General features: G+C 35.9%; 15 protein-coding genes and 1 tRNA gene. 13 read left to right on the top strand and 3 right to left on the bottom strand.

Features of this window, described 5'->3' with window-relative positions:
* Positions 1 to 9: 9 nt before the first annotated feature.
* The 13 genes from KDE13_RS07480 (at position 10) to KDE13_RS09670 (ending at position 10,078) form a co-directional block, all read left to right on the top strand.
* On the top strand, positions 10 to 1,911 hold the full coding sequence (locus KDE13_RS07480; RefSeq protein WP_212143308.1) for a putative barnase/colicin E5 family endoribonuclease: 1,902 nt from the start codon (positions 10 to 12) through the stop codon (positions 1,909 to 1,911).
* 95 nt (positions 1,912 to 2,006) lie between these two features.
* Entirely contained in the window at positions 2,007 to 2,993 is a 987-nt protein-coding gene (locus KDE13_RS07475) for an SU10 major capsid protein (RefSeq protein ID WP_212143306.1), read from the top strand.
* A gap of 1 nt (position 2,994) precedes the next feature.
* Complete coding sequence (locus KDE13_RS07470) at positions 2,995 to 3,384, top strand: hypothetical protein (RefSeq protein WP_212143304.1); 390 nt, start codon at positions 2,995 to 2,997, stop codon at positions 3,382 to 3,384.
* Between the two features lie 105 nt (positions 3,385 to 3,489).
* Positions 3,490 to 5,715, top strand: coding sequence for a hypothetical protein (locus KDE13_RS07465; RefSeq protein WP_212143302.1), 2,226 nt, complete (start codon positions 3,490 to 3,492; stop codon positions 5,713 to 5,715).
* 4 nt (positions 5,716 to 5,719) lie between these two features.
* Positions 5,720 to 6,175 (top strand): hypothetical protein, encoded by a 456-nt coding sequence (locus tag KDE13_RS07460; protein ID WP_212143301.1) that lies wholly within the window; start codon positions 5,720 to 5,722, stop codon positions 6,173 to 6,175.
* A complete protein-coding gene (locus KDE13_RS07455; protein WP_212143299.1) occupies positions 6,168 to 6,590 on the top strand; it encodes a DUF1353 domain-containing protein in 423 nt (140 codons plus the stop codon). The genes KDE13_RS07460 and KDE13_RS07455 overlap by 8 nt, the downstream gene beginning before the upstream one ends.
* A gap of 62 nt (positions 6,591 to 6,652) precedes the next feature.
* Complete coding sequence (locus tag KDE13_RS07450) at positions 6,653 to 6,976, top strand: hypothetical protein (RefSeq protein ID WP_212143297.1); 324 nt, start codon at positions 6,653 to 6,655, stop codon at positions 6,974 to 6,976.
* Positions 6,973 to 7,197, top strand: a complete 225-nt coding sequence (locus tag KDE13_RS07445) for a hypothetical protein (RefSeq protein ID WP_212143295.1) — start codon at positions 6,973 to 6,975, stop codon at positions 7,195 to 7,197. The genes KDE13_RS07450 and KDE13_RS07445 overlap by 4 nt, the downstream gene beginning before the upstream one ends.
* Positions 7,190 to 7,504: a phage holin family protein gene (locus tag KDE13_RS07440; protein WP_212143294.1), complete on the top strand. Its 315-nt coding sequence runs from the start codon at positions 7,190 to 7,192 to the stop codon at positions 7,502 to 7,504. Before KDE13_RS07445 ends, KDE13_RS07440 begins: the two co-directional genes overlap by 8 nt.
* A gap of 207 nt (positions 7,505 to 7,711) precedes the next feature.
* Positions 7,712 to 8,167, top strand: coding sequence for a DUF5675 family protein (locus KDE13_RS07435; RefSeq protein ID WP_212143292.1), 456 nt, complete (start codon positions 7,712 to 7,714; stop codon positions 8,165 to 8,167).
* Positions 8,112 to 8,675 carry a hypothetical protein gene (locus tag KDE13_RS07430; RefSeq protein WP_212143290.1) on the top strand — a complete coding sequence of 188 codons (564 nt, stop codon included), beginning with the start codon at positions 8,112 to 8,114 and terminating at the stop codon, positions 8,673 to 8,675. Before KDE13_RS07435 ends, KDE13_RS07430 begins: the two co-directional genes overlap by 56 nt.
* Positions 8,676 to 8,693: 18 nt before the next feature.
* Positions 8,694 to 9,959 carry a hypothetical protein gene (locus tag KDE13_RS07425; protein ID WP_212143288.1) on the top strand — a complete coding sequence of 422 codons (1,266 nt, stop codon included), beginning with the start codon at positions 8,694 to 8,696 and terminating at the stop codon, positions 9,957 to 9,959.
* Positions 9,956 to 10,078: a hypothetical protein gene (locus KDE13_RS09670; protein ID WP_267873709.1), complete on the top strand. Its 123-nt coding sequence runs from the start codon at positions 9,956 to 9,958 to the stop codon at positions 10,076 to 10,078. Before KDE13_RS07425 ends, KDE13_RS09670 begins: the two co-directional genes overlap by 4 nt.
* Positions 10,079 to 10,345: 267 nt before the next feature.
* Here the strand turns inward: KDE13_RS09670 and KDE13_RS07420 are convergent.
* The 3 genes from KDE13_RS07420 to pepT form a co-directional block, all read right to left on the bottom strand.
* Positions 10,346 to 10,422, bottom strand: a tRNA-Met gene (locus tag KDE13_RS07420).
* A 582-nt stretch (positions 10,423 to 11,004) separates the two neighbouring features.
* Positions 11,005 to 11,997, bottom strand: a complete 993-nt coding sequence (locus KDE13_RS07415; RefSeq protein WP_212143286.1) for an argininosuccinate synthase domain-containing protein — start codon at positions 11,995 to 11,997, stop codon at positions 11,005 to 11,007.
* Positions 11,998 to 12,087: 90 nt separating this feature from the next.
* On the bottom strand, positions 12,088 to 13,317 hold the full coding sequence (pepT, locus tag KDE13_RS07410; protein ID WP_212143284.1) for a peptidase T: 1,230 nt from the start codon (positions 13,315 to 13,317) through the stop codon (positions 12,088 to 12,090).
* Positions 13,318 to 13,320: the final 3 nt, after the last annotated feature.

Below are 13,320 nucleotides of genomic sequence, written 5' to 3'. Positions count from 1 at the left end.
CACCCTGAAATGTTTAAAAGCGAAGCGGATGTGTTTAGGGTTATAAAAGAGATTAAGGATAATCCAACGCATTTTTTTAAAAATAATAACGAGCGAAATGCACTAATAGGCAAAGAGCTTAAAAACGGCAAATTTGGCGAAGTTGGTATAAACAAAGAGAGCGGACAAATCATACATACAACGCAAATTAACAAAGAAAAAATAATAAAAGAATTAAATAAAAGGCAAGAAAGGGAGCTAGGTAATACAAAATTACAAAGCGACAGGTCGGCACGCCTCAACCGACACTCTGATACTAGTCAGACAATGGCTACCGCAAAAGCGGGGTCTGTCGCTGATGAGCCTTTACGGGTAGAGACACCACACTCTACACCTCAGTCCGATGAATTATCGCTGAGCAAGGCTGGTAATAATCTACATTCTGTAAAGGCTAGTGATGAAATTATACCACAAAACGGAGCCAAAGACAGAGTTTCTTTAAAAAAAGAGCTAACCACAAAAGAAAACGCCCTTAATACCCTTAAAAGAGTGCGTGAGCTAGGTGATGAAATTAGCGTAAGAAATAAAGAATTTAATGCTAAACGCCTTGAACTAGAGAAAAAAGAGCCATACAAACCACAACTATCGCCGATTTTAAAAAAGGCACAAGAGCAATATAAAAATTTAGGCATAGATATTACGTGGAGTAAAGATGAGTATGTAAATGGCAAGAAAGTAGCAAGGCGTAAAAAGGTAAATTTAAAAGGGTATGATGAGCTAAATGAGAGTTTAGATACGATAAAGCTCTTTGCTAAAACATCTAAAGGAAAAGATAAAGAGATATACGAACAAGTAAGGGGCATTTTACAAAGCACAAAAGATGATATGGACGCAGAGCTTAAAAACCTTAGTACATATATAGCTAAAAACGGCGTAACAGAGAAAGAATTAGGCGAAATTTTACCACTAAAAGCCAAAGAGATAACCAGCCTCCGCCAAACTATACAAGAAAAGCAAAACATAACCCCTATAAAAGAGTTTGGCACAAACTACGCCGAGTTTTACCACGACGCAAAAGGAGCGGTTAGAAAGCTTTTGACTGAGAGAAACGGACAAGTTGCTGGAGCGTTTCATCGTGATAATTTGGGCGATATTGACTTAGTTTGGGGTGATAGTAAAATAGGATTAAATAAAATCATAGAGCGTCACGTTGATGATTTTAAAGAGTTTGGTGGGGTCGAGAACGGACTTGATGAGATAGTTAAAAATGGCGAAGTTGTAGATAAAAACAACGTAAAAACAATACTTTATCACGATAAGGGTAAAATTTACCGTATAGGTTTATCAAAAGGGTGGCTTGATAAAGGCGATAATGAGTGGATAATAACAGCTTATCAGGTAGAAAGGTCGCGAGGCTCAGATTCTCTACCAAGTAGCCAAGTTGCCAAGAGTGATGGGACTAATCTACACTCTAACGACCTAAAAAAAGGCGACACCGCGAACTTGTCTGCTTATAGCGATGAATTTAAGGGAGAACTGACTTCTTCTCATCCACCTCTTACTAATGAGAACATTATACCACAAAAACCAACAAAAGGCGGAGTTTCTTTAGAAAACAGAGTTACCCTGAACGCAAATCCAACTATTAGTGGTGGTTTGCTAGGTGGTGGCTTAAATAGTGTAGAGCGTGATGAGAATGGCAATGTAAAGCTAGATTTTGATGAGTTTGTAAAGGGATTTTTTGGTGGTGCGATAGGGGCTAAACTAGCAACTTTAGGTCTTAAAAAATCAAATCCTAGCTTTTATAACCGTATAATGGACTATGCAAACAAATACCCAAAAGTAGCACAAACAGACCCTGTAATGCTTGGCGATATGCTTAGACGTGGCAAAGATAAAGAGCTTAGAGAGCTTGAAAACAAGATAGCCTAAAATAAATCAAAAATTACTCATCACTGCAAAAAATGGGTAGTTTTTGCATACCCTGAACTTATAAACTAAGCCAAATTCATCATAAAGGATAGAAAATGGCAATAACTTCAACTGGGTATCAATCTCCAGCAACACAAAGAGTTGGACTGGCTCCGTCAGTCTATGATAAAATCCTACTTATAGGTTCAGATGAAACGCCTATGCTTTCACTTATGGGTAGTGGCTCAAAGGTATCTAGCACAAAACATAGCTGGATAACAGATACGCTATCTGCTCCAAAAAAGAATGCACAGCTAGAAATTTCAGATTTTGTAGGAGCTGATAAAAGCTCAAAAGTTGAGCTGTTTAACAACACTCAAATTTTTACCTCTGACGTTATGGTTTCAAAGACTATGCAGGCAGTTAGAACCTATGGTGGAAACGAACTAGCTCATGAGATTAGTAAAAAGGCAAAAGAGCATAAAGCCGACATTGAATATGCTCTTTTAGGACTTGGCAGAGATAGTAACGTTAAAACTTCAGTTTTTAAAGCCCCAACTGCTAGAACAGATACAACTGCTTCTGAAATGGCAGGGCTATTTTACTATGTAGCAAAAGGTGCAACAGCTTTTTCAAGTGGCAAACGCGGTAATGTTTTAGCATTTGATAGTAGTGGGGACTGGCAAGGCACAGCAGGTGTTTTAACAGAGGATATATTAAGTCAAATTTTACAGCAAATTTGGGATAGCGGAGCAACGCCAAAAGATGTATTTATCGGAGCAAACCTTAAAAAAGCGATAAACAAAATCGCAACTCGTCAATTTGGCAATGATAAGACAATAAACACTCGTGTTGTTTCGCTTGAAACGGATTTTGGCAAGGCAAATTTCAGAATGCATCGCTTATTAAGTGCTAAATTTGGACTTGATGACGTGCTAATTGCTGGGGATTTTTCACACGCCAAGTACGGATTACTTACACCTACATATGTTGAGGATGTGCCAACTAGCAAAACAGCAAAACAAAAGCACTACTACACCGAAGGCACTCTTGAGGTAAGGATACCTGACGCATTTGCAATAGGCGTTGGGTTAAAGGCGTAAAATGCTAAGCAAAAGAGCAAAAGAAATTTTACTCTTTAAGGGAAAGTCAGGGATTAAAATCCCTGATGATGAAATTTTAAGCGAACTGTTTTTAGAAGCTATGCTCTATGTAGCTACAAAATGCACTCCTAGTGAGCTAATGGAGCGTTACGTAAGCCCAAAAATGCAGGTATTTAGGAATTTAGCCAATGAAACTTTTATACGCATACCAAAAAAACCTGATTTTAAAAGTGATACTGAGCATTTGCAGATTGATGAGGAGCTAAGCTATGCTGTAATTTATGAGGTGCTTTACTTGCTAAACAAAGAGCCTTTTAATAGACAGCAAAGCTTAGAGATAATAGCACAATATAACGCCAATGAGGGGCTTAGCATAGATGATGTTAGATAAAGAGATAAAGAATTTGGCAAATATTGATTTGTTTAAGCTTTTTAAGCAAATCACACAAAGGCTTAAACAAGTTAAAGAGAGTATAAAAAAGGCAGGGTTTTAACAATGGCAACTAGTATATATGAACTAAAATTGGCACAGGAAAAATTAGAAGCATTGCAATTTTTATTAACGCAAGTTGATGAACTAGAAATAGCAATAAATAATTTTAACTCATCCGGAGTTAAAGAGTTTGAAACAGATATAAAAAACGCAAAAGAGCAAATTATTGCCACTAAAGATGAAATTAAACTAACAAAGTCGGAATTTGATACAGCACTACAAAAATTTAATCAAGACCTTGCCAGTGCAAACGCAAAAGTGGCTGAACTCGGCGACATAAGCACTGCATTAAAAAATAATGGTATAAAAACCTTACTTGATGAAATAAATCAACTTATTAAAACAAAAAGCGATGGGATTATTAATGACAATGAAATTTCAAGCGTATGTGTTTATAGTTCAAGCAAAATTACTCAATTGGTAAAACAAGTAAAAGATGAGATTAGCTTAACTATTCAACAAATTGTTTCAGAAAGTCAAGAGGCTAGTTTAAATATTGCTTTGGATACAAAACTTGATAAAAATGCAAATGCTGTTAGTGCCTCAAAACTGGAAACGCCGCGTAGTATATCGGGTATAGAATTTGATGGGACAAAAGATATAACACTTAAAAAAGAAAATATCGGACTTAATGAAGTGGATAATACAAGTGATTTAAATAAACCTATAAGCAAAGCTGTAAAAACTGAATTAGATAGTTTAAAGCAGAGTGTAGATGAGATAAAAAGCCAAGCTAGTAAAACTTATAATGGTGTTAGGCTGTTTAGTCATCTTTCAGGTATAAAGTATCTTTTTATGTATCAAGAGGTTATAAGAGATGCTAAAACTCACGAAATATTAAAGTATGGGGATATTATCGTTAATGGTAGAACAGAGCACTCTTTTTATATGCCCGGTCAGCACGCACGTGATAGATATGCAAAACCACAACGTTTAGCTCTACCTTATAATGAAGAGATCATAGACCTTGTTACGCAATATAACTATACAGGAGCTGAAAGTTTTATAGCAATACCAAAGGGTAAAAACTACATTTATGTTTGGGGAAGTAATAACAGAGGAGAGCTAGGTGTCGGACATACACAAATTGTAGTTATACCAACTAAAGTTGAGTTTGAAAGCGAAGTAGTTCGTGTATATATGTCAACTACACAGGTTAACGTTCATTATAAATCAACCTTTGTAATGCTTAAAAATGGTGATGTTTATGTCTGTGGTGCTAATAATGATGGAGAGCTTGGTATTGGGACAAAGGTATCACCAAGCACTTTTGTAAAGAATGAATTTTTAAGTGGTAAGAGTATAGTTAAGATATGGGTAACAGGAACACTTAATACGTATTTTCAAATTCTTAAAGATAATGGTAAGTATGATATTTATGGTTGTGGATACAATAATAATGGTAGTATAGGAAGTATGGGTAGACAAGTGTTAAACCCAACTTTACTAGCTAGTGATGTAGATTGGTTTTATACTGCAGAAAATGGTTCAGCAAGACTTGGAGATAGTAACTACTTTAATGATAGTTTTTGTTTTATAAAAAATAACAGATGTTATGCTTGTGGGTTAATTGGTAAAGTTTTAGGAAAGATTGTTAGTAATAATCACTCTACAAACACTCCAATGATAGTAGCAAAAGGTGATGGAACACCGTTTGAGAATGTAAAGCAATGCATTATCTTAAGTGATAATATAGCATTCTTGCTTGAAAATGATGGTAAGCTATATATTTGCACCGCTCACGAGAGCCTTGGTTCTTTAAAAGGTAGTGATGGGAATATAGTAAGACATCAAAATGGTTTTGAGCTATATGTTAGCGGGGTTAAAAAGATAGAGCTTATACACTCTTATCAATTAATGTGGTTTACTTTGCTTGTTTATATGGATAATGGTGATTTGCACTTACTCTCTAATATAGAAGGAATTAGTAATACTTCAACAGTAATAAACCCTGCTGTATTTGGTCTTAACACTATCCAAGCGGCTACTGAAAATGCAAAATATCTTATGAAAAACTTTAAATATACAAAGCTTGATCTGCCAATAGCTGTTGATGAGATAAGAGAGATAGCTACAGCTTTTAGTGATTATGAGACACTTGGATCGACTTTATACTTTAGCGATGGGTTAAGAATTTATAAGGGTGCAGGTAGACACGCAGATAATATCAGCACAACTGAAAATAGCATAGGTATAGAGGCAATACCTTTGATGATAACAAGGAGATAAGAAGATGAAATATTATATAGCAGATGTAAAAGATACAAGATGGAATAGTATAAATTTTGAATTTGTAGGAGCACTTAACGGACAGACTTATGTGGCTACTAATGATAATGTAAGCTTTGCTAAAGCGGTAAGCTTACCCCAAGAGTTAAGAGATAGATCAAATTTAGCTGAGTTTTTACCTATTCTTGAAGCAGAGTTTAAAAACAGAGTTCAAACCATACTAGATCAAAAGGCTAAAGAGAAAGGTTATGACAGCATAGTCTCAGCGGTTAGTTATGCAGGTTATGAAAATGTATTTCAAACAGAAGCTATTAATTTTGGTAAGTGGAGAGCTAATGTCTGGGCTTGGGGTTATAAGGTCTTAGAGGATGTTAAAAGTGGTAAGATAGATATAACTTCTACAGATATAAATGAAGTCTTAGCTAGTATGCCTGAATTTAAAGGTGATAGCAATGATTAAGTTTATAACTACTTTATTTGCTAAAAGAGCTTTAATTAAAGTAAGTGATAAAAACAAGAGTGAGATAATAACTATATCTCGTCCTATCTTAAAACCTTACTCAAAAGATAGATTTGAATTAGTAGCTGAATATACCTATGACACCATTAAAGTGCCTAAAGAGTATAAAACTAATGGAGCTAATACACCAAGACTTCTTTGGTGGTTATTTCCACCAAATAGTCCAGAGTATCTCTCAGCTATAGTAGTGCACGATTATTTATGTGATAAAGAAGAATACAGACAAGCTGATGAGATATTAAAGCAGATGATGATAGCTTTAAACTGTAGTCGTTTTAAAGTTAATTGCTTTTACTACTCTTGTAGAGTATATCATAAGTTAAGATATAGGGAGTATAGATGTTTAAAATTCTAATGAACTTTTTATAAAATTTACTTAAATCAAACGCTGTCATTTACGCCCTTTTAGCTTTTTGCATGGGTGTGAGCTTTGCTTTGTTTAGTCTAAATCAAATGCTAAATAGACAGCTAAAAATCGCAAATGAAAAGATAGGGATTTATCGGTTAGAGAGTGAGCTTATCCGCTCAAATTTAACCACTTGCAACGCTAAAATAGACGAACAAAACGCGAAATTTAAAGAGCTAGAAGCAAATAAGCCAAACATAGCAAAGATAACCGCAAATGTTAAAGCCAAACAGAGCGTAAAAGCACCTAAAAATAGCGAGTGCATAGAGATAAAGGGCTATTATGAAAGAGCCACAAAGGATATGCTAAACAAACTAAAGGAAAATAGACAATGAAACGAATTCTCATATTTTTAGCCCTTTTTGCATTTTTAGGCTGTGCGGATAAACAGATAATAACCGAGTATAAAAAGCAATACATCCCTATAAAATGCCTAAACAAAGATGACCTTCCAACCTTGCCGACTTATGGCCCAAATAAGCCAGAGAGCTTTGATGAAGTCGTGCAGTATGTTCTTATAGTCGATGAATTATTAATGGAGTGTGTAAATGAATGATTTTAAAAACAGCTATTTATTTTGGGTGTTAATGGTTGGCTTAGTGGCTGGGTTTTTATCCCACGCTAAAGATGAGCGACCAAAGAGCCTAAAGCAAAGGTTTATCTACTTTGTAATTGGAGCCATATCATCGACCTTTTTATGTTGGATGACTTATGAGATAGCATTTTATTATATCGCCCAGCAAAACCCTAGCCTTGCAATCGGTGGCTTTTTTGCGTGGCGTGGTGCTGAGTGGGCTACGGCGATAGTGGATAAATTTATAGATAGCAAATTAAAAAATAATGAAAGGAGTTACGAGGAGTAATTTAAACGGCTAGAGGCAAAAATCCTAAACCTTGTCACTTATGTGACAAGGTGGCTTATTAGTAAGCCTTGACTATAATTATACAAAGTAGTATAATTATGACAATTAGGTTTTTAAGCATAAACTCACCTCTCTTTCTGAGGTGTAATTTAGGCTGGAGGTTGCGACCCTCTAGCCTAATTATACAAATTATTCTTAAAATTTACAATGATACTTAAAATTCAAAGATTTAAAGAGATAGATGACGGCACTATCGGACGCTTTAAGCTTTTAAGGGATGATGAAATTTTACTTACTGGCTTTAGCCTTGAACCAGCCGGGAGTGATACAACCACACCAAATTTAGACAGACGCATACCAGCTGGGATTTATAACGTAGTGTGGCATAAAAGCCCACATTTTAAGATGACTTTACCACTTTTATTTAATGAAAGCGTTAGCCGTGAGCGGTATATCTTAATCCACGCTGGAAACTATCCTTTGGATACGCAGGGTTGTATCTTGCTAGGTAGCGAGTATAACAATCAGGGCGTATTTAACTCAAAAGCCACGCTAAGCAGATTTTTAGAGCTTACAAAGGGTGAAAATTTTAGGGTAGAGATAAAAAATGGACTACAAACAAAAACCCATAAAACACAAAGAGAGAATAAAAACAATGGCTGAAATTTTACAAACACTTGAAGAATACAAAGAGGCTTATAAGGAAATTCTAGCTCAAACAATGGCTGAAAATGCACCATATGACAAGTTAGTTAAAAAAATAGATGAAACATTTGAAAAATATGGTATAAGTGATGAAAAAACACTAAATGCAAAGCTATCCGCACTAACTTCACTACTGCAAACAGTGACAACTTCAAGCCAAGATATTGCACTTAGGCTACTTTTAGCAAGTAAAGAGTTGAAGCTTACAGAGAAAAAACTTTTATTGGCACAAGCAGAGCTTGAATTTAACAAAGCAAGAACAGAACTAGTAAAGACACAAAAAGACAGTGAAGAGGCAAGAAAAAGAGCAATAGAACGTGAGATTATAAGTTATGATGATAGACTTAGAATTCAAGAGGCAACACTCCTAAAAGATAGTGTATTTGGGTATTCAGTTGGCGGACTAACACCACCAGCAGATATGACTACAAAAATGTTTGACGCAATAGATAAGATTACTACGTAAAGGTAAAGAATACCAACAATGGCACAAGGCAAAAATGCACATTGGTTTGAAGAGACTTCAGGTAATTATTTTGATGATGCAAAAAATGGAAGTGTCTGGGATGCGATTAATAGAAGCAAACAATATGAGTTATTACATATGCAACTTGTTCGTAAGGCACAGAAAATTGACCCATTGGCAAATACGGGAGGTGTTAGTATTCGTGCTGATTATTTATTAACAAATAAGGGGCTAATATATTTTATAAAGAATTACTATGTCTATACGGGTGGAGTTCAGCCATATACATATGAAGGAAGATTAAATCTTGGATTGTCTCAACTTTTTAATGGTCAAAATCCAAAAGAAAAATTCTCTGGAGATTATAGCTCTGGAATAACAAATGATACTCAATGGCTAATAGTTGGCGAAAAAGTATATACAGAACAGGTTATTCCACCAACTAAATATGGCAAAATAATAGATAGTGGTTCAGGACGTTTCAAAATAGCAGAAACAAATTGTGGTGATGGTGTTTTATGGGGTAGGGATGATTGGTTTTTTACAGATAAGGGTTTTATAGTAAGACATAGACATTTTAAAACACATTCAAATTCCTTTGTTGCTCCTGCTTTTTGGGCTAATAATAATATGTTTGTCGGTGGTAAAAAATATTTTATTGAACACTGGAATGAAATTTTTACAGCAACCTACTACCCCAAGAAGAATAAGAAAAAAAGCAGTAATCCTTTTAAACGTTTTATGCAAAGTTTGAAATCAAATATTCCCATACTAGCAACAGCAGCACTTACATATTTTTCTTTTGGTGCTTTAAGCTCAATTGGCAGTTTGGTTAGCTGGAGCGGAATGGCTGCAATTGGTGGAATAATAGGTAGTATAGGTATGTCAATATCTCTTTTTGGTCATTATTTTGGTTCAAATTCTATTGTAAAATTTGGTAGCTATGTTGGTTATATTGGCTCAGCTATTTCAGCAGTAGGTGCAATTGGTGGGGCACTACAAACAATAGGCACAACAGCAAAAGGAACAGCTTCAACACTACCAAATCAAAATATAGCCCACTCACAAGGAGCGAACCAAACAGCAGACCTTTATAATGCAATAAGTCCAACAGCAAGAGATACGCTCACAAACTCACAACTTTATTTGACAAATAGTCTTAAAATTGCAGGATATGGAATGCAGGCTGTGCAATCAATCAGAAATTTAAGCGACGCTTTCCGTTCTCCAAATCAATATCAAGATGACGATATGCAAGAAATAAGCGATGAAAAAAAGCTGTGAGTGTTTCAAGTGAGTATATAGATGAAAATGAGCGTAGATTTTATGAGCTAAATGTCGAATATGACTTAGGCTTAGAAGCAGGAACACTTATGAGTAATGACGATAGCTTATTAAATTAAATACATTTTTATAGCGTATTTATAATAATTTTTATGCTGACTTTTTAGTTGACTAACAAAAATAATATAGTGTATCTTAGGGATTTATTTATAGTTATTTTTTTAATCCCTCTCCAACCTCTTAGTAAAAAATAATTAAAATTTTGTGCCTCAAACTGTGCCTTATTTTTTGTCAGAACTTTGATACACTGACAAAAATTGTGCCTAACTTAACCAAAACTTAAAACATTGTAGAGCTTTAAAACGCCGTATTTTAGGAGTTTGAGTTGGTGTCAAGAGAGAGACTTGAACTCTCGACCTCCGGCTTATGAGACCAGCGCTCTAACCAGCTGAGCTACCTTGACACGAAGTAATAAGTTCACGATTATACTATCTACAGACTTATTTCTAGCTGAATTTTAATATCTTTTAAATTTAAAAAACGCAGATAAAAGCCCTTGTTTTAATGGCGTAAGCTATTTTTGAGTTAAAACGACGTTTTTATTATCGCATAATAAAATGCCTTTAAAATGCGATATTTTATGTAAAACATAAATTAAACATCTGTAAGATATGAACTCTTTATAAGCATAAAGAGCTTTTATACGCACAAAGCTAATAGCTATGAGTGCAAGATAAAGATAAGTGGAGTAAATTTAAGCAAAAAGAGCTAGGATTTAAGGTGAAAAAGCAAAAGTGCCAAAGACAAAATGGACTTTTTGTTTCATTAAAAACCTCACCGCTATTTGGCTTATTGCTGTATCACCAGCCTCTCCTGGCGTGTTATCACTGATTTTACAATACCAGCTTTAGCCTCACTTGCATAAGGTGTATCATCTGTCTGCGTTGCCTAACGCACATTTTCAGCTTTGATAATATAAATGGCACTTATGTTATAAGGACGTGTTTTAGCCCCCTATTTCCATAAAATTTAAACTAAAGATTGGCTATTTTACGAAAAACTCTTGTGCCTTGCTTTTATCTTCAAACGGCTCTACTTTAAACGTCATATCGCCCACACGTACGTTATATAATCTATCTTTTTTTGCCTTCGTATATGCCAAAGCCAAACGTGCTGCAAACTCGCCATCTATCACATCAGCACCAACGCTTAAAAAGCTTTTTGCCCCCACGATGTCGTCCGCTGGATCAAATTCTATCGCATTAAATTTATCGTTTGGTTGTGTATTAAGAGCATTATTATCCGCTTCGTCACGTCCGATAATGAGCTTTGAGCCATTTTTTAGACGCAAGTGACGCCCAAGTTTTAGCCAAATGACATCTATATCACGCATACTGCTATCAAATTTTAAATAATCTTTTATCTTTACCGCAAAGCTATCTATCGTCAGCAAACAGCCACCACCTGGCGTAGCATAGTCATTTAGGCCCCATTTTGCAGCGAGTGCTAACTGTGGCTTACGATCGCGTCCACTTATATCTAGTAGCTTTTTGCGATCTATCCAGCCTTCACGTTCGGGCTTAGTTGGTGGCAAGAGCTTTGCACACATTGGACGCACAATAAGATCATTTTCATCATCAGCTAGTTTTTTGACTTGATTCATCGCGTCTTTACGCTGACTCATCGGTCGCTGTCCTAGCACCTCTCCTGTGATGATAAAGTCCGCGTTCTCGCTTTTAAGCATATTTAATGCCGTTTTAAACATATATCCGTGACAGTCTATGCAGGGATTAAACTGCTTTCCATAGCCATATTTTGGATTAAAAAGCACATCGCGTAGATATTCGTTGCGTATATCTACTACTTTAAATTCCGCTCCTACAAGTGCTGCACGACGAGCTAAAACGTCAAATTTATCCTTATCTACCCCAAATCCCGTATCTATATGCAACGCCGTTACCGCCACGCCTTGATCGGTGATGAGTTTCATCGCTAACATACTATCAAGCCCACCGCTAAAAAGTGCCAATGCTTTCATATTTTCTCCATAATTTTTGGCAATATTACTTAAAATTTCAAATTTTGTAAATAAAATTTGGGTGCAAATTTTCAGATTGCACCCAAGAGATTATGCCTTTGCAGCGATTTTTACGATATTTGTGATAAGCTCACTTGACGCTTTTAGTGATTTTACTGGGATATACTCATATATTGAGTGGAAGTTGTGTCCGCCGGTAAATAAATTTGGTGTTGGTATGCCTTTAGCAGAGATGACTGCACCATCGTATCCGCCACGCATAGGAATGATCTTTGGTGTGATATTTAGTGCTTTAAATGCCTCTTTTGCGATCGCAATAGCTGGGGCGTTTTCATCTTGCAAGAAGTTATAGACATTTTTATATCTATCGGATAAGTTTATCTCTACACGTCCACCCCAAACGGCATTTAGTCCGTCTGCTAAATTTTGTAAAAATTTCATCCGTTCGGTATATCGCGTCTCATCAAACTCTCTTATATCAAGCTTTAGTGTTGTCTTTGCACTATTGCCACTTAACTCTTTAACCCAGTAATACCCCTCCTTACCTTCAGTGTATTCAGGTGCTTCACCACCTGGTAGAAGTGAGATAAATTTATGAGCTAAAAGGAGTGAATTTACAAGCTTTCCTTTGGCATTCATCGGATGAGCTGAGGCACCTTGAAATGTAACCACTGCGTCCCCTGCATTCCAGTTTTCGTATATAAACTCCCCTATTCCGCAGCAGTCTAGGCAGTAGCCAAAGTCTGCACCTACTAAACTTGCATCAAGTGCCTTTGCACCACGAAGCCCCTGCTCCTCATCAGGCACAAAACATAACACTATCTTACCATGTGGCACGTCAGGGTTATTTATAAAATACTCTGCCATATTTACGATACTTGCAATCGCTGCCTTATCATCAGCCCCAAGCAAACTAGTGCCATCTGTTACGACGATATCGTCGCCTATGTAGTTTTTAAGCTCTGGATTGTCACTAAGTTTTAGATAAATTTTTAACTCATCATTTAAGCATATATCACCGCCACTATAATGCACGATACGAGCGTGTGTGTCACCCTTTTGCTCGGCACTTGTATCAAGGTGAGCGAAAAAGGCGATTGATGGCGATTTGTGTTTTAAATTTGATGGGATTTTGGCTATTAAAATAGCTTTATCACTTAAATTTATATCTGTTATGCCAAGTGCTTGAAGCTCTGATTTTATTAAATTTGCAAGTTCAAGCTCACGTGAGTTAGATGGCATAATCCCTGCTGCTCCGTTTTCACGGCTTGTAGTTGTATTTATCTTTGTGTAATTGATAAATCTTTGAATGATATCCATTTT

It is taken from the genome of Campylobacter anatolicus (assembly GCF_018145655.1).
In the GTDB taxonomy this organism is placed as follows: domain Bacteria; phylum Campylobacterota; class Campylobacteria; order Campylobacterales; family Campylobacteraceae; genus Campylobacter_A; species Campylobacter_A anatolicus.
The sequence above is the reverse complement of the archived record's forward strand: the minus strand, read 5'-3'. Positions and strand labels throughout refer to the sequence as shown.